We start from the raw sequence: 20,692 nt of genomic DNA on the forward strand, positions 1-20,692 counted from the left end.
CCGTGCGGCTCCGTGGCCTTGCGACTCTGTGGCCGTACGGTCGTGTGGCTCTGTGGACTCGCGGCCCCGGGCTCGTGTGCGAGTCCGGGGCGCCCCGCACAAGGCAGTGTCCCTGAATTCCGGGTGGCTGCTTCCGGCACGGTCGGCCCGTGGCCGGTGGCCCCCGCCCGTTTCAGATGACCTTCAGCCGCACCAGCGCGCCGAGCGTCAGTGCCCCCGGCAGCAGCGGCAGCCACACCGTGATGACCCGGTAGGCGAGAACGACGGCCGTGGCTACGGCGGCCGGGGCGCCCGCCGCCACCAGCGCCACGACGAGCGCCGCCTCCACCGAGCCGATCCCGCCCGGCGTCGGTACCACCGCGACGGCGACCGTCGCCGCCAGATATGCCACGGCCATGTGCACGGGCGGCACCGGCAGCCCCAGCGACAGCCCGACCAGCACCAGCCCGGCCGCCTGCAGCGTGGGGAAGGCGAGTGAACCGCCCCACAGCGCGAGCGCCCGGGAGGGGCGGGAGTGCACCGAGCGCAGTTCGCCCAGCGCCGTGCGCAGGAAGGACAGCGCGGCCGTCCGCAGCCGTCGCAGGAGGACCAGGAGGACGGCTGCCGCGAGCACGACCGCGGTGGCCGCGAGCAGCAGCGGGCCCGTCGTGCCCGCGGGCAGCAGGCCGCCGGGGCGCAGGGCGCCCGGGAAGGCGAGCAGCAGCGTGACCAGCAGCGCCACCCGGGTGACCGACTCCGCCAGCAGATACAGGGCCAGGGCGGCCGAGGAGCGGGCGAGGGGGATGCCGCACACGGTCATGAAGCGCAGGTTGACCGCCCCCGCGCCGAGGCCGGTCGGCAGCAGGTGGTTGGCCGAGCCCGCCGCGAACTGCGTGGCGAGCAGCCGCCGCCTCGGCAGCCGGTCGACGACGGCGCCCTGCCGGGTGAAGGCGGCGGCCACCCAGGTCAGACAGGTCGCGCCGACCGCCGCCAGCAGCCAGGGCCACTGCGCGGCCCGCAGCTGACCGAGGCCCTCCACGAGGACCGACCGGTGCCGTACGGCGACGACGGCGACCAGCAGAAGAGGAACCAGGCACAGGATCCGGCGGACCGGGACGCGACGGGGGAGCCGTCCCGGGGGCGGGCCTTGGGGGAGTTCAACCGCGGTCACACCCGAAGAGGTTCTCCGCACCGCGCCAACTGCGGGTTGCGGGACCGCGGACGGCGTCTTACGGACGGGCAGCGGGTGGGGAGGCGGGGCCATGGGGTCCTTCCCGCGGCGGGACGGGGCAGCGGGGGAGTTGACCTCAACGACGCTCGAGGTTCTAGGTTCTCTCCCATGAGCATGGAGACCACAGCGTGGACACAGCTGCACAGTGTCATGACGGCCCAGCAGGAACGGCGCCCCGTGGCGCGTGCCACGCTCCGCCGTATCGCCGCCTTCGCCCGCCCGCACCGCGCGCGCATCGCGCAGTTCGTGGTGCTCGGGGTGATGACGGCCCTGCTCGCCGTCGCGACCCCCGTACTGGCCGGCCGCGTCGTGAACGCGATCGTGTCGGGTGATGAGGAGGGCAAGGTCGTACGCCTGGCCCTGCTCATCGCCCTGATCGCGGTGGCCGAGGCGGCCCTGGGCATCCTCGGCCGCAGGCTCTCGGCGACGCTCGGCGAGGGGCTCATCCTCGATCTGCGGACGGCTGTGTTCGATCATGTGCAGCGGATGCCGGTCGCGTTCTTCACACGTACACGTACGGGCGCGCTGGTCTCCCGGCTCAACAACGACGTCATCGGCGCCCAGCGAGCCTTCAGCAACACCCTCTCCGGAGTGGTCAGCAACCTGGTCACCCTGGTGCTCACGCTCGTGGTGATGCTCACCCTGTCCTGGCAGATCACCCTGCTGGCGCTGGTGCTGCTGCCGGTGTTCGTGGTGCCCGCCCGGCGCATGGGCAGCCGGATGGCCCGGATGCAGCGGGAGGCGGCCACGCTGAACGCGGCGATGGGCACCCGCATGACCGAACGGTTCTCCGCCCCCGGAGCCACCCTGGTCAAGCTCTTCGGACGCCCGGAGGAGGAGTCCGTGGAGTTCGCCGCGCGGGCCCGCCGGGTCGCCGAGATCGGGGTACGGACCGCCACCGCCCAGTCGGTCTTCATCACCGCCCTGACCCTGGTCTCCTCCCTCGCCCTCGCCCTGGTCTACGGCCTCGGCGGCTGGTTCGCGCTGCGCGGCAGCCTGGAGCCGGGCGCGGTGGTCTCCCTGGCGCTGCTGCTGACCCGCATGTACGCGCCGCTCACCGCGCTCGCCGGCGCCCGCGTCGAGGTGATGAGCGCCCTGGTCAGCTTCGAGCGCGTCTTCGAGGTGCTCGACCTCCAGCCGCTGATCGAGGAGAAGCCGGACGCGCGCGCCGTACCCGAGGGGCCGGTCTCCGTCGAGTTCGACGACGTCCGCTTCGGCTACCCGTCCGCCGACAAGGTCTCCCTGGCCTCCCTGGAGGAGGTCGCCTCCCTCGACACCCGCGGCGGCGCCGAGGTCCTGCACGGCATCTCCTTCCGCGCCGAACCCGGCCAGACCGTCGCCCTCGTGGGCTCCTCCGGCGCGGGCAAGTCGACCATCGCGCAACTGCTGCCGCGCCTGTACGACGTGGACGAGGGCGCCGTACGCATCGGCGGCACCGACGTCCGCGACCTCACGGCCGCCTCCCTGCGGGCCACCCTCGGCATGGTGACCCAGGACGGCCACCTCTTCCACGACACGGTCCGCGCCAACCTCCTCCTCGCCGCACCCGAGGCCACCGACGCCGAACTGTGGGACGCGCTGCGCCGCTCCCGCCTCGACGATCTCGTACGCTCCCTGCCCGACGGCCTGGAGACGGTGGTCGGCGAGCGCGGCTACCGCCTCTCCGGCGGCGAACGCCAGCGCATGACCATCGCCCGCCTGCTGCTGGCCCGCCAGCGCGTCGTCATCCTCGACGAGGCGACCGCCCACCTCGACAACACCTCGGAGGCGGCCGTGCAGGAGGCCCTGACCGAGGCCCTGGCCGGCCGCACCGCGGTCGTCATCGCCCACCGGCTGTCCACCGTGCGGGCGGCGGACGTGATCCTGGTGATCGAGGCCGGGCTGATCGTCGAGCGGGGCACCCACGAGGAGCTGCTCGCGGCGGGCGGACGGTACGCGGAGCTGTACCAGACCCAGTTCGAGCAGCAGTCGCCCGACGTCGCGGAGGTCGCCGCCGCCGGGGAGTCGGTGGCGTAGCGACCGCCGCCGACCACGGCGGTCGGCGCTGCCGGGCACCGGGCGCGCGGCCGCAGGCGGGTGCCCGGCTGTCGTCGGGTGCCCGGCAGCCGCCGGGTGTGCGGCTGCCGCCGGGAGCGGCCGCACAGGCACGAGCGGCTCGCGGTGGCTGAGGAGGTTCTGCGGTCTGCGGTCTGCGCTCGGCGCCATCGCGCACCGGTGACCGGGCGCGCGTGGACGCGGCCCCGCGGCGCCGCCGACGATCCGGCACCGCCGGACGATCCGGCGCGCCGTCGTCCGCGATGAACCCCCGGCGGCGACGGGTCGAACGATCGTCGAACGATCATTGCGCATCGTATTGACGACCACCCTGCGTGAGCCTAGCCTTCCCGCTTTGAGAGCGCTCTCAAGCTGCAAGAGCCCGGGTGCCGAATGGCCTAGACCTGGGAAACGAAAGTCACCTCGGATCGCTGATCCGTCCGACGGCCCGCCGCGCCCGCAGCCGCGGGTCGTCCGCCTGCTTTCTCTCCTGCTGAAGGGTGTGCATCAATGTCCAGAGACGGAGCCCAGCCCTTAAGAGCGGCCCCGGGGTCCTCGGCCCGGCGGCGGACGGTGGTCCTCATGGCCGTCGCCGCCCTCCTCGGCGCCGTGCTCACGGTGCTCGACACCCCGGCGGCCGGCGCCGACACGGTGGGTGCCGGCAGCTACACCACCACGGCGCCCGGCCCGCTGCCCTCGGGATGCGCGGACCTGTCCACCAACCCGCGCCACTGGGTGACGGCCGACGCCCCGGCGGGCGCCGTCCCCACCAACGACTGGTGGTCATCGATCCTGTGGAAGCGCACCAACTGCGCCTACGGGGAGCCGCTGTTCGCGCAGCCGCTCGGCTTCCGGGCGCGGTCGGCAGGGCTCGGGGTCTCCTACAGCACCAAGCCCACGATCTCCGGCAGCGCCAAGGGCGTGGGTGAGTACCACTTCGACTACACCGAGGACTTCGTCGCCGGGGTGGCAGGGCTGAACGCTCCCGAGGTGAAGGTCGACGACTGGAGCGACTGGACCGTCAGCCCCGTGCTGAGCGACGGCACGCACACGCTCCGGGCGACCATCGGCTCCGGTCTGCCGTTCGCCTACTTCCGGGCGACCGGCGGCGACGCGCAGATCAAGGTGGCCTCCGGCGCGACGGCCGACGTGTGGTCCCGTTCCGGTCCGATGCTCGGCTACACCATCGCCGGACACGACTACGCCGCCTTCGCCCCGAGCGGTGCCACCTGGTCGGCCGACGGTTCCGGTACCACCTTCACGTCCTCGCTCGCGGGCAAGGACTACTTCTCGATCGCCGTGCTGCCGACCACGCCTTCCACGCCGGCCACGGACCGGGCCGCGCTGGCGGACGAGTACGCCGAGTACGCCCACAACCACGTCACCGGCACCGCCGTGTCGTACGCGTACGACGAGGCGAGCAGCACCGTCACGACGAAGTACGGCTTCACCACCACCGCCATGGAGGGCACCGGCAAGGGCACGGTCGCGGCGCTGATGCCGCACCAGTGGCGCCACCTCGCCGGCGGCAGCCCGCTGCCGCAGAGGTACATCTCCTCGCGCGGCCCGCTGAAGGTGCTCACCGGCATCACCTCCTTCACGACGTCGATGGTCTTCCACGGCGTTCTCCCCGAGGTGCCTGCCGTGGCCGACAGTTCCGGGGCCGACGCCACCACCCTGCAGAACCACCTGAACGCGGAGAAGGCCGACCCGACCCGGCAGCAGAGCGACGACACCTACTGGACCGGCAAGGGACTCGGCCGCGCGGCCCGGCTGGCGGAGATCGCCGACCAGACCGGCAACACGGCCGTGCGCGACGCCGCCCTCGCGGCGATCAAGTCCAAGCTGACGGACTGGTTCACCGCCTCGCCGGGCGAGACGGGCCACCTGTTCTACTACGACGACAAGTGGGGCACCCTGATCGGCTACCCGGCCTCCTACGGGTCCGACCAGGAGCTGAACGACCACCACTTCCACTACGGCTACTACATCGCCGCGGCCGCGACCCTCGCCAGGTTCGACCCGGCCTGGGCCGGTTCCACCCAGTACGGCGGCATGGTGGACCTGCTGATCCGCGACGCCGACAACTACGACCGCGCCGACAAGCGCTTCCCCTACCTGCGTGACTTCGACATCTACAGCGGCCACGACTGGGCCTCGGGCCACGGCTCGTTCGCCGCGGGCAACAACCAGGAGTCCTCGTCCGAGGGGATGAACTTCGACAACGCGCTCATCCAGTGGGGCACCGCCACCGGGAACAAGGCCGTCCGGGACGCCGGCATCTACATGTACACCACACAGGCCGCCGCCGTGCAGGACTACTGGTTCGACACCAAGGACGAGATCTATCCGAGCGACTTCCCGCACAAGGAGGTCGGCATGGTCTGGGGCAACGGCGGCGCGTACTCCACCTGGTTCTCCAGCGCCCCCGAACAGATCCAGGGCATCAACCTGCTGCCGGTGACCGGCGGACACCTCTACCTGGGCGACGACCCCGCCTACGTCAAGGCCAACTACCAGGAGATGCTCGACCAGGCCGGCAAGACCCAGCCCGGCATCTGGCCCGACATCTGGTACGAGTACCTGGCCCTGGGCGACGGCGACGCGGCCCTGGCGGACTTCCGCGCCAACAGTTCCCTGACCTCCGAGGAGGGCGAGAGCAAGGCCCACACCTTCCACTGGATCCGTAACCTTGCCGCCCTCGGCACCGTGGACACCGGCGTCACCGCCGACAGCCCGCTGACTGCGGTCTTCGTCAAGAACGGCGCCCGCACCTACGTCGCCGCCGACACCACCGCCGCCGCCATCACCGTGCACTTCTCCGACGGCACCACCGTGCAGGTGCCCGCGGGGAAGACGGTCACGGCCGGCGCCCACACCTGGACCGGCGGCAGCGGTCCCGGCGGCACGGACCCCACGCCCACCCCGACCCCGACTCCCACCCCGACCCCGACTCCCACGCCGCCCGGGAACTCGGGGACGTCGCCCACGTTGTACCTGAGCGGTGACGGGACGCTGACGGACACGGCCGGGACCGCGGGCAGTGTGACCGTGGCGTCCGCCGACAGCGTCAACCACGACGGCACTCCGTACAGGCCGCTGGCCTTCACCGCCTCCGGGCTGAACATGAAGTACGCGGGCGGCACCGCCCGGTTCGACCTGGCCGTCGACGCTCAGCAGGCCGTCGGCAACGGAGTCCAGCTCCAGGTGTCGTACGACTGCACCGGCAGCGGGACCTGGGACCGCGTCGAGACCTACCGCTACTTCGCCACCGACCCCGTCCCCGGCTGGGAGCACTACACCGACGCCGCCGGGCTCGCCTCCGCGACCGGCACCTCCTGCGACCTGAGGAACGGAACCGTGCGGGTCCTGATCTGGAACGCCCTGGGCCACGCCCCCAGCACCGTCGCCACCGGCACCCAGGCGGTCGTCCGACTGCCCTTCACCTGACCGGCGACACGAACCACGAACTCCGTCCGGCACACGGCCCGAACGGGCCGCACGCCGGACGGAGCCGGGTCCCTCTCCGGGACGCGCAGCCGTCCCGGAGAGGGCACGTGACCGAGCTCTCGGTGCGGTTCCGGCATGCCGGTCCCTACCCTGAGGGAGGCCGTCGGCCGCCGGCCCGCGGCCGGGCCGGCGGCAAGCGCCCTTGTAGTCTGAGAAGACAGCCCTTGACCTGGGAAATCAGGCAGGGAGCGAGTTTTGGGAGTACTGAATGCTGCGCACCATGTTCAAGTCCAAGATCCACCGCGCCACCGTCACCCAGGCCGACCTGCACTACGTCGGCTCGGTGACCATCGACGCCGACCTGCTCGACGCCGCCGATCTGCTGCCCGGTGAGCTGGTGCACATCGTCGACATCACCAACGGCGCGCGCCTTGAGACGTACGTCATCGAGGGGGAGCGGGGCTCCGGTGTGATCGGGATCAACGGCGCCGCCGCCCATCTCGTGCACCCCGGCGACCTGGTGATCATCATCAGCTACGCTCAGGTGACCGACGCGGAGGCCAGGGCCCTGCGGCCCCGGGTCGTGCACGTGGACCGCGACAACCGCGTCGTCGCCCTGGGCACCGACCCGTCCGAGCCGGTGCCCGGCTCCGACCAGGAGCGCAGCCCGCAGGCCGTCCGGGCCTGACCCTCGCCGACCTGCCGACCAGGAGCGTGCCGATGAGCGATCTCGAGATCCGCGACGACCGGACGGCGGGCCGCCTGGAGGCGACCGGCGACGGCACGGGCGGCGAAGTCGTCGGCCACATCGAGTACTTCGTCCTCGAATCGCCCGCGCGCGCCCTGGTCCCCGTGCACACCGTCGTGGAGCCGGCCCACGAGGGGAAGGGCATCGCGGGCTCACTGGCCCGTGAGCTGTACGCCATCGCCGGGCGCGAGGGAGTCGTCGTCGCCCCGCTCTGCCCCTACGTCGTCAAGTGGGCCGAACGCCACCCCGACGAGGCCCCGGCTGCCGACCCGGAGCTGCTGCGGGCGGCGAAGCGCCGGCTGACGGAGCATCCGGGCCGCCTCTGACACCGCCCCAGGAAGCCGTACCGGAATCTCCCGAGAAAGGTCGCCGGCGCCCCGTGCTCGCCCTGCTGCACACCTCACCCCTCCACGTCCCGGTCTTCGAGGCGCTGCGCGACGCGCATCATCAGGGCCTGGAACTACGGCACTTCGTCGACGAGGGACTGCTGGCCCGGGCCCGGCGCGAGGGCCCCGAGGCGGTGGCGGACGCGGTGCGCGCGGTGCTGGGCGAGGCGGTGCGGCAGGGCGCCGCCGCCGTTCTGTGCACCTGCTCGACGATCGGCGGCGTCGCGGAGCAGGCCGCCGTCACGGCGCCCGTCCTGCGCTCCGATCGCCCGATGGCGGCGGCCGCGGTGGCCGCGGGCGCCCGGATCGTGGTCCTGGCCACGGTCGAGAGCACCCTCGGCCCCACGACGGCCCTGATCCGGCAGGAGGCTCTCCGCGCCGGACGCCCCGCCCGGGTACGGACCCGCCTCGTCGAGGGCGCCTGGGAGTGCTTCGCGTCCGGTGACACCGAGGGCTGCGCCCGCCTCGTGGCGGCCGCGGCCGACGCGGTCACCGACGCCGACGCGATCGTCCTGGCCCAGGGCTCCATGGCCCCGGCCGAACACCTGACGACGACCGCGGTCCCGGTGCTGTCCAGCCCCCGCGCGGGGCTGGCGGCAGCGGCGGCGGCGCTGCCGACCGGTTGACGGCAGGCCCACTCGGGGCTGTCGGCGTCCTGCGGGCGGGTGAGTGGGGACGCGGGCGCCGGGTAGGCGGGGGATTAGTCCAGAGCCGACGTCGACCGACTGGCCGGAGGACCTGATGACCGACCCCCGTCCCGAACCCGTCCCCCCGGGGCCCACGCCCGGCGGCCCGGACCCGCAGCCCCCCGACCCGTACCCCTCACCGGTTCCCACCCCCCAGCCGCCGTCCCCGGAGCCCACTCCGCCGCCGCAGCCGCCCTCACCTCCGACTCCCACGCCGGACCCCTCCCCGTCCCCGGTGCCACCGGGCCCGGAGCCGGTGCCGAACCCGGAGCCCGGCCCGCCGCTGCGGTGAGCCACCGAGAGGGAGAGCGGTGGGCGCGTGAGGGAACAGCGCCCACCGCGGCACCCTCCGGCGGCGGTGCCGTGCCCGGCCCCGCCGCCGGGCGCGGTCGGCCGGCGGCGGCCGCCCGCGCCCCAGGGAACCGGGCCGCCCGCTAGGCGGACACCTCGGACCGGTCCCCGCCCCACAGCGTGTGGAACGCCCCGTCCTGGTCCACCCTCCGGTACGTGTGCGCCCCGAAGAAGTCCCGCTGGCCCTGGGTGAGCGCCGCGGGCAACCGCTCGGCGCGCAGCGCGTCGTAGTACGCGAGGGCGGCGGCGAAGCCCGGCGTGGGGACGCCCTGGCGGGTCGCGGCGATCACGACCTCGCGCCAGTCGTCCTGGGCGGCCGCGATCTCCTGGGCGAAGGTGTCGTCGGAGAGCAGGCTGGGCAGCTCGGCGCGGGCGTCGTAGGCGGCGCGGATGCGGTCCAGGAAGGCGGCGCGGATGATGCAGCCGCCGCGCCAGATCGCGGAGACCGCGCCCAGGTCGATGTCCCAGTCGTACTCCTCGCTGCCGGCCTGGATCTCGTGGAAGCCCTGGGTGTAGGAGACGATCTTCGACGCGTACAGCGCCTGCTCGACGCGGTCGGCGAAGGCCGCCGCCTCGGACTCGGAGAGGGGGGTGGCCTTCGGGCCGGCCAGTCCGCGGGACGCCTCGCGCAGGGCCGCGTGGCCGGACAGGGAGCGGGCGAAGACCGCCTCCGCGATGCCGGAGACCGGGACGCCGAGGTCGAGAGCGATCTGGACGGTCCAGCGGCCGGTGCCCTTCTGCTCGGCCTGGTCCACCACCACGTCCACGAACGGCCTGCCGGTCGCGGCGTCCACGTGGGACAGCACCTCGGCGGTGATCTCGATCAGGTAGGAGTCGAGCCGGCCGGTGTTCCAGGTGCGGAAGATCTCGGCGATCTGCGCGGGGGAGTACCCGGCGACGTCGCGCAGCAGCTGGTAGGCCTCGCCGATCAGCTGCATGTCGGCGTACTCGATGCCGTTGTGGACCATCTTCACGAAGTGGCCGGCGCCGTCGGGACCCACGTGGGTCACGCAGGGCGAGCCGTCCTTCGCCTTCGCGGAGATCTTCTCCAGCATCGGGCCGAGGGAGTCGTAGGACTCCTTGGGGCCGCCGGGCATGATGCTCGGCCCGTTCAGCGCGCCCTCCTCGCCGCCGGAGACGCCCATGCCCACGAAGTGGATGCCCTGCTCGCGCAGTTCGCGCTCCCGGCGCCGGGTGTCGGCGAAGTGCGCGTTGCCACCGTCGATGATCATGTCGCCGGGTTCCAGGAGCGGGGCGAACTCGTGGATCACCGCGTCGGTGGGGTCGCCGGCCTTCACCATGATGACCAGGCGCCGCGGCCGCTCGAGCGCCGCCACGAACTCCTTCGCGGTCTCGGCCGCGATGAAGTCGCCCTCGCTCCCGAACTCCTCGACCAGGGCGTGCGTGCGCGACGCCGTCCGGTTGTGCAGGGCGACCGTGTAGCCGTTGCGCGCGAAGTTGCGGGCGAGGTTGCGGCCCATGACCGCGAGTCCGGTGACGCCGATCTGGGCTGAAGTGCTCATTCGGTTTGGCTCCTAAGGATCCGTTAATCGGTGGTGCCGGTCGTGCCCGTCAGTATCGCCCCACCGCCATCCTGACGTGCCGGTACGCCGGGCGCATGTCCGGGGTGCCCGGCATACCGTAGGCAGATACGCACCATGGGCCCCACCCGCCTCAGCGTGTGTGCAACTGGCGTCTATTCCTGGGTGCTTGTGTGTTCAGGGCGGCCGATTGCCGTCTTGTCATGGCCTGTTCGCGGCGCTTACTTTTGGCCCTCCTGACGCATGTCGAGGGGGATCTTCATGGCCGTACGCGGCCGGCACCGCCGGTATCAGCCGAACAGGATCAACCGCGCCTCACTCACCGTCACCGCCTCGGGCGCCGGCATGGCGATCCCGCTGATCGGCACCGGCACCGCCCATGCCGCCGACGTGTCCACCTGGAACAAGGTGGCCGCCTGCGAGTCGACGAACAACTGGAGCATCAACACCGGCAACGGCTTCTACGGCGGACTGCAGTTCACCCGGTCCACGTGGGAGGCCTACGGCGGCACGAAGTACGCGGCGCGGGCGGATCTGGCCACCAAGGACCAGCAGATCGCCGTCGCCGAGAAGGTCCTGGACGGACAGGGGCCGCGTGCCTGGCCGGTGTGCTCGGTGAAGGCCGGGCTGACCCGGGGCGGCGCCACCGCGGACACCCACCCGGACGCGGGAGGCCGGAGCACCGTCAGGAAGACCTCCGTGCGGGACGTGCAGCCGCAGACGACGCCCCAGTCGCGGGCGGGCAGCGCGGAGATGTACACGGTGGTGCGCGGCGACAGCCTCTCCGAGATCGCCGAGACCGAGCACGTGCGCGGCGGCTGGCACCGGCTGTACGCCGCGAACCGCGGGACCGTCGGAGCGGACCCGGACCTGATCCTGCCGGGCCAGCGGCTGAACCTGCGCGGCACGGCCCCCGCCCCGCACCCGGCCGGGACGAGCGAGGCGTCGTCCACGCGCGCCGAGCCGCACAGGACGACACACGCCGAGTCCCACAGGGCCACGCGCGCCGAGCCCCGCAAGACCACGAAGGAGACCAAGAAAGAGACCACGAAGAAGAAGGCGTCCTCGGCCGCCGGGCAGAAGGCCACCGGCAGCGGCCACGCGCTCGTCGCGCCGGTCCACGGGCCCACCGGCACCCCGTACCACGAGGCCGGCACCTCCTGGTCGAAGGGTTACCACACCGGCGTCGACTTCCCCGTGCCCACCGGCACGACCGTCAGGGCGATCGCCGCGGGACGGGTGGTCTCCGCCGGCTGGGGCGGCTCCTACGGCTACCAGGTGGTCGTCCGGCACGCCGACGGCCGCTTCAGCCAGTACGCCCATCTGTCCGCGATCTCCGTGAAGCCCGGGCAGAGCGTCGGTGGCGGGCAGCGCATCGGCCGCTCCGGGGCGACCGGGAACGCCACGGGCCCGCATCTGCACTTCGAGGTGCGGACCGGGCCCGGCTTCGGTTCCGACATCGACCCCGTCGCCTATCTCAGGGCCGGAGGCGTCACGATCTGACACGCTCCCGGTGCCGGCCGAGGTCCGGCACCGGGACGTACGAGCCGCCGTAGAAGGGGCCGTAGAAGCGGTAGCGGGCCGGGTCGGCGGCCGGGACGTCGTCCTCGCCGCCGTAGGCCACGGCCAGGACGGCCGGGCCCGTCTGGGCGGGGACCAGCGTCTCCTCGCGCGGCGCGTTCGCCGGCTGCTCCGGGATCGTGGCGAGCAGCTCCTCCACGGGCGTCGGCCCGGCGGCGACGGGCTCGGCCGGCCGCGGTACGGCCAGGGGCTCCGGCGCGCTCCCGGCGGCGGTGCGCGTGATGCGCTCCGTCGTCAGCAGGATCAGGCCGCCCGCCGCGACCACGCCGCAGGCCAGTGCGAGCACGGTGCCCGTGGTGCCGTAGCGGAAGGTCTCGCCGAACATCGTGATGCCGAGCGCGGCCGCGACCACCGGGTTCACTACGGTCAGGGTGGCCAGCGGGGCGGCGAGGCCGGCGCCCCGGTAGGAGGCCTGGGACAGCAGCATGCCGGCCGTGGCGAGGACGGCGATGACGGCCAGGAAGGGCAGATCGGCCGCGGACACGCCGTCCGTCCAGTCGACCGCGACGGTCTTGGTGAACACCGAGGACATGCCGAAGGCGATGCCGGAGCCGGTGGCGAGCAGCATGCTGCGCACCGCCGGGTGCCGGTGGGCGGCCCGGCCCGCGATCATCAGCGCCACGACCACGCCGCCGGAGACGACGGCCACGGCGACCCGCTGGGCCGTCGACAGCGACTGGGCGTCGGAGGAGGCCACCAGGGACAGCAGGCCGGCCAGGCCCACGGTCGCCATGACCGCGCCCCGCCAGGCGGTCGCGCCGGCCCTGCGGCCCACGAACAGCGCCGCCATCGGCAGCGCGAACACGATCGTCAGCGCGCCGAGCGGCTGCACCAGGCTGAGCGGGCCGTAGGCCAGCGCCACCACGTGCAGCAGTCCGCCCAGGCCGTTGAGCGCGACCGCGGCCCACCAGGCCGTCCGGCGCAGCGGCGCGTACTGCCGACCGGGCGAGGACACCGCAACGTGCTCCTGCACGATCGCCCCGCCCGCGTACGCCACGGCGGAGACGAGCGACAGCAGAACGGACAACGCGAGGGCACTCATGAGCTGCTCCTCTGCGTGTGGCGGGTGCGGTGCGCCCCGCGCGACGAACGGTCGGCCTTCATGACCAACACGATGCCTTGCCGATCTCTTCCCGTCGTCGTCCCTGAGCAGTCAATGGGTCCTACTGCCGATGGAGTACGAATCGGGCGCCGTCCTCCCCAAGGTGGGCGACAGCGGAGCGGCACCCCCAATGGGAACCCCCAGGGCCCCCTGACAGCCACTGCTTTTCGCGGACCGGGTCCTTCGGGTACTACTGCCCTTCGTGGAGCTCGACCAGGATCTCGCCGCCCTCGAACCGCTCGGCGGCTTCTTCGTACTGCGCACCGGCGGGGCGCCGCGGGGGTCGTTGCCGACGCTCGCCCGCGCGTACGGGGACCAGTTCTCCGACGCTGAGGCAGATCCTATTACTTTTCGGGTCGAAAAGGTCGCCCGGTCGCTGCGCGCCCCCGAGGTGCGGATCGCGGCCTCCGTGGCCCAGCAGGGTCTCGCCGCCCGCCTGTGGTCGGTGACGCTGGGCTGCGCCGTCCGCTACGGCGCCGTGCCCGACCTCGACCCGGCACTGCTGCACTGGGACCCCGGCGCCGGCCCTCCCGACGACCTGTGGCTGCCCGAGGTCCGCCCGCTGCCCGCCCACGCCGCGAGCGTCGCGGACACCGTGCTGCACGGCCATCTGGAACCGCTGGCGGCGGCCCTGCGCGCCCGCCACCGCGTCGCGGCCGGACTGCTGTGGGGCAACGCGGCCTCGGCGCTGGCGGGCGCCGCCCGGCAGCTGGAGCAGTGGGCGTACCGGCACGGCCGCACCGAGGCCGCCGCCCGCACCCGCGCCCTCACCGCGCAGCTCCTCGCCCACCCCCTGCTGTCCGCCACCGGCACCCTCACCGGCACCGCCTTCCGGCGCCGCAGCTGCTGCCTGTACTACCGCGTGCCCGGCGGGGGCGTGTGCGGTGACTGCTGCTTCCCGCGGCCGCCGTGCTCTTCCGCGCGCGGGACATCTGGGTGACCATGAGGGAACCGGTCGCCGAGAGCTGGGGGTTGCGGGTGCGAGTGGGACTGCTGACCCGGGAGTACCCGCCGGACGTGTACGGCGGTGCGGGCGTCCACGTGGAGTTCCTCGCCCGGGAGCTGAGCTCCCTGGTCGACCTGGAGGTGCACTGCTGGGGCGAGGGCCGCGGGGTGGGCGTCGCACGCCACCGCCCCTGGGCCGCCCTGGACACCGCCAACGACGCGCTGCGCACGTTCTCCGTCGACCTCGCGATGACCGCCGGGGTCGAGGGCCGCGAACTCGTGCACTCCCACACCTGGTACGCCAACCTCGCCGGCCACCTCGCCAAGATGCTCTACGGCATCCCGCACGTGATGACCGCGCACTCCCTGGAGCCCCTGCGGCCCTGGAAGGCCGAGCAGCTCGGCGGCGGATACGCCCTGTCCGGCTGGGCCGAGCGCACCGCGATCGAGTCCGCCGACGCGGTGATCGCCGTCTCCGGCGCCATGCGCGAGGACATCCTCGACTGCTATCCGGCCCTGGACCCCGCCCGGGTCCACATCGTGCACAACGGCATCGACACCACCCTGTACCGCCCCGACCACGGCACCGACGTGCTGGAGCGCGTCGGCCTGGACACCAAGCGCCCCTTCGTGCTGTTCGTCGGCCGCATCACCCGGCAGAAGGGCGTGCCCCACCTGCTGCGGGCGGTGCGGGACATCGACCCGTCCGCGCAGGTCGTGCTGTGCGCGGGAGCGCCCGACACACCGGAGATCGACCGGGAGTTCCGCGCGCTGTACGAGGACCTCGGCCGGGTGCGCGAGGGCGTGCACTGGATCCCGCAGATGCTGCCGCGCCCCGAGGTGATCCAGCTGCTGACCCACGCGGCCGCGTTCGTCTGCCCGTCGGTGTACGAGCCCCTCGGCATCGTCAACCTGGAGGCGATGGCCTGCGGGACACCCGTCGTGGCCTCCCGGGTCGGCGGCATCCCCGAGGTCGTCGACGACGGCAGGACGGGCCTGCTCGTCGACGTGGACGACGACTTCGAGGCGTCCCTCGCGCGGGCCCTCGACTCGGTGATCGGTGACCCGGAGACCGCCCGGCGGATGGGCGAGGCCGGCCGGGAGCGCGCGGTGGGTGAGTTCGGCTGGGACGCCGTCGCCCGCCGCACGGTCGGTCTGTACGAGGAGATTCTCAAGCAGGGATAGAGGAGGTCCTCAAGCAGGGGTAGAGGAGGTCCTCAAGCAGGGGTAGCGGAGATCCTCAAGCAGGAGTGGACGAGAAGTGGACGAGGACAGCGGCGGCAGTCCTTCGAACAGGCTTACACCGCCCCGGGCGGGGGCAAGGATGGATCAACCACGGTGAGGGGAGCGGCCATGCGTCGTGGCGGACCTTCGGTGCTCGGGATCGTACTGGCGGGCGGAGAGGGCAAACGCCTGATGCCCCTGACCGCGGACCGCGCCAAACCAGCGGTCACCTTCGGCGGCACCTACCGCCTGGTCGACTTCGTCCTGTCCAACCTCGTCAACGGCGACATCCTGCGCGTCTGCGTCCTCACGCAGTACAAGTCGCACTCGCTGGACCGGCACATCACCACCACCTGGCGGATGTCCAGCCTGCTGGGCAACTACGTCACCCCGGTCCCGGCCCAGCAGCGGCTCGGCCCGCGCTGGTACCTGGGCAGCGCCGACGCCATCCTGCAGTCCCTGAACCTCGTCCACGACGAGGGACCGGAGTACGTCGCGGTGTTCGGCGCAGACCACGTGTACCGCATGGACCCGCGCCAGATGCTCGCCCAGCACATCGAGAGCGGCGCGGGCGTCACGGTCGCCGGCATCCGCGTCCCGCGCTCGGAGTCCTCGCAGTTCGGGGTGATCTCCCCGGGCTCGGACGGCCTGTCGGTGGAGCGCTTCCTGGAGAAGCCCGCCGATCCGCCCGGCCTGGCGGACGACCCGGACTGCGTCTTCGCCTCCATGGGCAACTACATCTTCACCACCAAGGCGCTCATCGAGGCGCTGCAGCGGGACGCCGAGGACGAGCACTCGGTGCACGACATGGGCGGCTCTATCCTGCCCCAGCTCACCGAGCGCGGCGAGGCCCAGCTGTACGACTTCAGCGCCAACCACGTGCCCGGCGAGACCACCCGGGACCAGGGCTACTGGCGCGACGTGGGCACCCTCGACGCCTATTACGACGCCCACATGGACCTGATCGCCGAGCGCCCGGCGTTCAACCTCTACAACCGGCAGTGGCCCGTCTACACGCACTCGTACCAGCTCTCCCCGGCCCGCTTCAACGCGGGCGGCATGGCGAGCGAGTCCATCATCAGCGCCGGCTGCCTCATCCGCGGCCAGGTCACCCGCTCCGTCCTGTCGCCCGGCGTCCGCGTCGACCCCGGAGCCGTCGTCCAGGGCTCGGTGCTGCACGACAACGTCCACATCGGCCGCGGCGCGGTCGTCCGCGGCGCGGTCCTGGACAAGAACGTCGAGGTGCCCCCGGGCGCGACGATCGGTGTCAACCCCGAGCGGGACGCGGAGTTGTACACCGTCTCCAAGGGCGGAGTGATCGCGCTGGGGAAGAACCAGGTGGTGCCGTAGGCGGCCTCCGGGCCCACGCGCGCGGACCGGCCGGCCCCGGACCGGCCGGCCGCCGCGTTTGTCATGTCCCTGGACGCACGCTGGAATCCGTGCTGTCATGCCAACTGCTCTCCCTGACAACGTTGTTGTCGGTGGCGGACGACAACGTTGTCACCGGCATGTCCGCGAGTTCAGCACACCCACCCGACGGAGGTCTTCCCGTATGAGATGGACCCGGCGCCTGCGCCTGGGCCTCGCGGGAGCGGTGGCAGCGTCGTCGCTGTTCGCCGTTCCCGCCGCCCGGGCCGCCGAGCCGAGCGACACCCACCTCACCGACCTGGTGAACCCGTTCATCGGCACCCAGAACGAGGGCAACACCTATCCCGGCGCGGCCGTGCCCTTCGGCATGGTGCAGTTCTCGCCGGACACCGGCCACAACACCGGCTACGACTACGCCCAGAACCACATCCGCGGGTTCTCCCTGGTCCACCTGTCCGGTGTCGGCTGCGGCCTCGGCGGCGACCTGCCGGTCCTGCCGACGACGGGCGACGTCACGCAGACGGACTACGCCAGGTACGCGGCCGGGTTCAGCCACGACGACGAGCGGGCGCGCCCCGGCTACTACGAGGTCGGCCTGCAGAGCGGCATCCGGGCCGAGCTGACCGCGACCGCCCGCACCGGCGTGCAGCGCTACACCTTCCCGGCCACCGACAAGGCCAACGTGCTGCTGAACGCGGCCCAGTCGCTGCACACCACGGTCTCCACCAGGGTCGAGATCCTGGACCACCGCACCGTGCGCACGGCGATCACCGGCCGCGGCTTCTGCCAGGACACCAAGCCGTACACCGTCTACACCATCACCCGCTTCGACCGTCCCTTCACCGCCTACGGGACCTGGGACGGCTCGACGGTGACCGCGGGCTCCAAGAGCGGTTCCGGTGGCGCCTACGTCCGCTTCGACACCACCAGGGACCGCACGGTCGAGGCGGCCACGGCCCTGTCCTACGTCGACGCCCACGGCGCCGCGGTCAACCTCCGCGCCGAGGGCGGCCGCTCCTTCGACTCCGTACGCCACCGGGCCGACCGGGCGTGGGAGGACCGCCTGGACGACGTGCGCGCCCGGGGCGGGGACGACAGCCTGCGGCGGACCTTCTACTCCTCGCTGTACCGGTCCTTCCTGGCGCCCAACATCGGCAGTGACGTCGACGGCCGCTACACCGGCTGGGACCAGCGGGTCCACCGGACCAGGGGCTTCACGTACTACCAGAACTGGTCCCTGTGGGACACCTACCGCACCCAGTCCCAGCTGCTGTCGCTGCTCGCGCCCCGTGAGGCCCGCGACATGGCGATCTCGGTGATCAAGATCTCCGAGGAGAGCGGCTGGCTGCCCAAGTGGGGCTACGGCACGGTCGAGACGAACATCATGACCGGCGACCCGGTCACCCCCTTCCTGACCAACGCCTACCAGCAGGGCCTGCTGGGGGGCTACGCGGAGCGGGCCTACCGCGCCCTGAAGCGGAACGCCGACGGGGTGCCGCCCGCGGACTCGCCGGCCGTGGGCCGCGAGGCCAACAAGGAGTACATCGCCGAGGGCTTCGCGCCGTACCTCAAGAACCGCCCGCACGCGAAGCCGGGCGACTCCGACTACGACCACGGCGCCTCGGCGACGCTGGAGTACGCCTTGTCGGACGCGATGCTCGCGCAGATGGCCCGCGACCTCGGGCACGACGCCGACGCCGCGCGCTACGCCGCCCGCGCCCAGAGCTACCGCCACATCTTCGACCCCTCGACCGGTTTCTTCCGCGCCCGTGACGCCTCCGGCGCCTTCACCGGGCCGGCCGACCCGGCGCAGGGCGAGGGCTTCCACGAGGGCACGGCCTGGCAGTACCAGTGGCTGGTGCCGCAGGACCTGCCGGGCATGGTCTCCCTGATCGGCGGCGAGCAGGCGGCCAACGACCGGCTGGACTCCTTCTTCGCCTACGACCGGCTGCTGGCCGATCCGGCGAAGACGGCCCGCGAGGTCTGGGTCAACGGGCCGTACGACTACTACAACGCCGACAAGTACAACCCGCAGAACGAGCCCGACCTCATCGCCCCGTACACGTATCTGTCCACCGGGCAGCCGTGGAAGACGACCGATGTCGTGCACGCGGCGCTGACGCTGTTCACGGACACGCCGACCGGTATGACCGGCAACGACGACCTCGGCACCATGTCCGCCTGGAACGTGCTGTCGTCCATCGGTGTCTTCCCGGTGCAGCCCGGTTTCGACACCTGGGGGCTGTCCACGCCGGTCTTCGACCGCGTCGACCTCACCCTGGACCGCCGCTACTACCCGCGCGGCGCCCTGACGATCACCGCGAAGGGCACCTCCGCCACCGACCGGTACATCCAGTCGGCCCGGACCGACGGCAGGTCCTACGGCCGGACGTATCTGACCACCGGCGCGCTGCGCTCCCTGCGCCGGCTCGACTTCACGGTCGGCCCGCACCCGTCGGAGTGGGGTACGTCACCCGAGGCGGCGCCACCCGCGCTGAACTGACCTCAGAAGTCCCATGAGTCCCGTCCCTCAACAGGGGGACGGGACTTAATCTGCTGTTAACTGTGCGTAGCCTGATCGTACTTGACCGTAATCTCCCCGGAGGGGTTGACTGCTGGCTCACCCGTCCGTCGACGCGAGGCAAGCCATTGACCACTGACCTGCTCGCTCCACTCGACCTGGCGTTCTGGAACATCGAGTCCGCCGAGCACCCCATGCACCTCGGCGCCCTCGGTGTCTTCTCCGCGCACTCGCCCACCGCCGGCGCCCACGCCGCCGACCTGCTCGCCGCGCGGGCCGCGGCGGTGCCCGGACTGCGGATGCGCATCCGCGACCTGTGGCAGCCCTCGCCGCTGAGGCCGTTGTCCTTCGGCAGCGCCAGCCGCGAGGCCGACCCCGGCTTCGACCCGCTCCACCACGTCCTGCTGCACGCGCCCACCGCCGACTTCCACGCCGAGGCCGGCCGGCTCATGGAGCGCTCGCTGGTGCGCGGCAGGCCGCCGTGGGAGGCCCATGTCCTGCCGGGCGAGGACGGTGTCTCCTTCGCCGTGCTGTTCAAGTTCCACCACGCCCTGGCCGACGGCCTGCGGGCGCTGACGCTCGCCGCCGCCGTCCTGGACCCGATGGACCTGCCGGAGCGCCGGCCCCGCCCCGAGGAGCCCGGCCGCGGCCCGCTGCCCGATGTGCGCAAGCTGCCCGGGCTGCTCAAAGGTGCGCTGTCCGACGTGGGCCGCGCCCTCGACATCGGTGCCTCCGTGGCCGTGTCCACCCTCGGTACGCGCCCCTGCCCGGCGTTCACCTCCGAGGCGACCGGCACCCGCCGCACCGCCGGCGTCGTCATCGACCTCGACGACGTCCAGCGCGTACGCAAGACCCAGGGCGGCACCGTCAACGACGTCCTGATCGCGGTGGTCGCGGGTGCCCTGCGCCGCTGGCTCGACGAGCGCGGCGACGGCAGCGACGGCGTCGCGCCGCGCGCCCTCATCCCCGTCTCCAAGCGCCGCCCGCGCACCGCCCACCCACAGGGCAACCGGCTCTCCGGCTACCTGATACGGCTCCCCGTGGACGACCCCGACCCGCTCGGCCGGCTCGACACGGTCCGCACCGCCATGGACCGCAACAAGGACGCGGGCCCCAACCGCGGAGCGGGCGCCGTGGCCCTGCTCGCCGACCACGTGCCGGCGCTCGCCCACCGGCTCGGCGGACCGCTGGTCAGCCAGGCCGCCCGGCTCTGGTTCGACATCCTGGTCACCAGTGTGCCGCTGCCCGGCATCGGCCTGAAGCTCGGCGGCAACCCGGTCACCGAGGTCTACCCCTTCGCCCCGCTGGCCCGCGGCCAGTCCCTGGCGGTGGCCGTGTCGACCTACCGCGGCCGGGTCCACTACGGCCTCGTCGCCGACGCCAAGGCCGTACCCGACCTGGCCGTGCTGGCCGCCGCGCTCACCGAGGAGGTGCGGACGCTGATCACCGCCTGCGGCTCCTGAGCCCCCTCTTCGCGCGTTCGCCCCCCGAGCGGCCGGCACCTCCTGCCGGCCGCTCGCGGACGGTTTGGTGGACCGGGGCGGC

General features: G+C 72.7%; 14 protein-coding genes. 11 read left to right on the plus strand and 3 right to left on the minus strand.

The genetic code is table 11. The annotated features are described in order from the left end of the window. Positions 1-172: 172 nt before the first annotated feature. Complete coding sequence (locus tag ACJ9NR_RS33035) at positions 173-1,150, minus strand: flippase-like domain-containing protein (RefSeq protein ID WP_412491014.1); 978 nt, start codon at positions 1,148-1,150, stop codon at positions 173-175. A gap of 174 nt (positions 1,151-1,324) precedes the next feature. Here ACJ9NR_RS33035 and ACJ9NR_RS33040 point away from each other — a divergent pair, with 174 nt between their 5' ends. The 5 genes from ACJ9NR_RS33040 (at position 1,325) to ACJ9NR_RS33060 (ending at position 8,454) form a co-directional block, all read left to right on the plus strand. Then, positions 1,325-3,226, plus strand: coding sequence for an ABC transporter ATP-binding protein (locus ACJ9NR_RS33040; protein WP_412491847.1), 1,902 nt, complete (start codon positions 1,325-1,327; stop codon positions 3,224-3,226). 600 nt (positions 3,227-3,826) lie between these two features. After that, positions 3,827-6,694, plus strand: a complete 2,868-nt coding sequence (locus ACJ9NR_RS33045) for a glycosyl hydrolase (protein ID WP_412491013.1) — start codon at positions 3,827-3,829, stop codon at positions 6,692-6,694. Between the two features lie 268 nt (positions 6,695-6,962). Beyond that, a complete protein-coding gene (panD, locus tag ACJ9NR_RS33050) occupies positions 6,963-7,382 on the plus strand; it encodes an aspartate 1-decarboxylase (RefSeq protein WP_412491012.1) in 420 nt (139 codons plus the stop codon). A gap of 32 nt (positions 7,383-7,414) precedes the next feature. Continuing rightward, a complete protein-coding gene (locus ACJ9NR_RS33055) occupies positions 7,415-7,768 on the plus strand; it encodes a GNAT family N-acetyltransferase (protein ID WP_412491011.1) in 354 nt (117 codons plus the stop codon). 53 nt (positions 7,769-7,821) lie between these two features. Further along, the gene (locus ACJ9NR_RS33060) at positions 7,822-8,454 is read left to right on the plus strand and encodes an aspartate/glutamate racemase family protein (RefSeq protein ID WP_412491010.1); all 633 of its coding nucleotides are present in this window, start codon (positions 7,822-7,824) and stop codon (positions 8,452-8,454) included. A gap of 494 nt (positions 8,455-8,948) precedes the next feature. Here ACJ9NR_RS33060 and gnd read toward each other — a convergent pair whose 3' ends face one another. Then, entirely contained in the window at positions 8,949-10,388 is a 1,440-nt protein-coding gene (gnd, locus tag ACJ9NR_RS33065; protein ID WP_412491009.1) for an NADP-dependent phosphogluconate dehydrogenase, read from the minus strand. A gap of 279 nt (positions 10,389-10,667) precedes the next feature. On the opposite strand from gnd, the gene ACJ9NR_RS33070 reads away from it, so the two are divergent. Continuing rightward, positions 10,668-11,909, plus strand: coding sequence for a transglycosylase family protein (locus tag ACJ9NR_RS33070; protein WP_412491008.1), 1,242 nt, complete (start codon positions 10,668-10,670; stop codon positions 11,907-11,909). On the opposite strand, the gene ACJ9NR_RS33075 is transcribed toward ACJ9NR_RS33070, so the two are convergent. Then, positions 11,899-13,029 carry a DMT family transporter gene (locus tag ACJ9NR_RS33075; RefSeq protein WP_412491007.1) on the minus strand — a complete coding sequence of 377 codons (1,131 nt, stop codon included), beginning with the start codon at positions 13,027-13,029 and terminating at the stop codon, positions 11,899-11,901. The genes ACJ9NR_RS33070 and ACJ9NR_RS33075 overlap by 11 nt on opposite strands. 262 nt (positions 13,030-13,291) lie before the next feature. Between ACJ9NR_RS33075 and ACJ9NR_RS33080 the strand changes: the two genes are divergently transcribed. From ACJ9NR_RS33080 to ACJ9NR_RS33100, 5 genes are all read left to right on the plus strand, one after another. Further along, the gene (locus ACJ9NR_RS33080; protein WP_412491006.1) at positions 13,292-14,029 is read left to right on the plus strand and encodes a (2Fe-2S)-binding protein; all 738 of its coding nucleotides are present in this window, start codon (positions 13,292-13,294) and stop codon (positions 14,027-14,029) included. Between the two features lie 38 nt (positions 14,030-14,067). Beyond that, a complete protein-coding gene (gene glgA / locus ACJ9NR_RS33085; RefSeq protein WP_412491846.1) occupies positions 14,068-15,219 on the plus strand; it encodes a glycogen synthase in 1,152 nt (383 codons plus the stop codon). Positions 15,220-15,387: 168 nt separating this feature from the next. Next, the gene (gene glgC, locus ACJ9NR_RS33090) at positions 15,388-16,608 is read left to right on the plus strand and encodes a glucose-1-phosphate adenylyltransferase (protein WP_412491005.1); all 1,221 of its coding nucleotides are present in this window, start codon (positions 15,388-15,390) and stop codon (positions 16,606-16,608) included. Between the two features lie 202 nt (positions 16,609-16,810). Continuing rightward, positions 16,811-19,129: a GH92 family glycosyl hydrolase gene (locus tag ACJ9NR_RS33095; protein ID WP_412491004.1), complete on the plus strand. Its 2,319-nt coding sequence runs from the start codon at positions 16,811-16,813 to the stop codon at positions 19,127-19,129. A 146-nt stretch (positions 19,130-19,275) separates the two neighbouring features. Beyond that, positions 19,276-20,610 (plus strand): wax ester/triacylglycerol synthase family O-acyltransferase, encoded by a 1,335-nt coding sequence (locus ACJ9NR_RS33100; protein WP_412491003.1) that lies wholly within the window; start codon positions 19,276-19,278, stop codon positions 20,608-20,610. The last annotated feature ends 82 nt before the right edge of the window (positions 20,611-20,692 follow it).

The organism is Streptomyces sediminimaris, from assembly GCF_047049295.1.
GTDB lineage: Bacteria > Actinomycetota > Actinomycetes > Streptomycetales > Streptomycetaceae > Streptomyces > Streptomyces sediminimaris.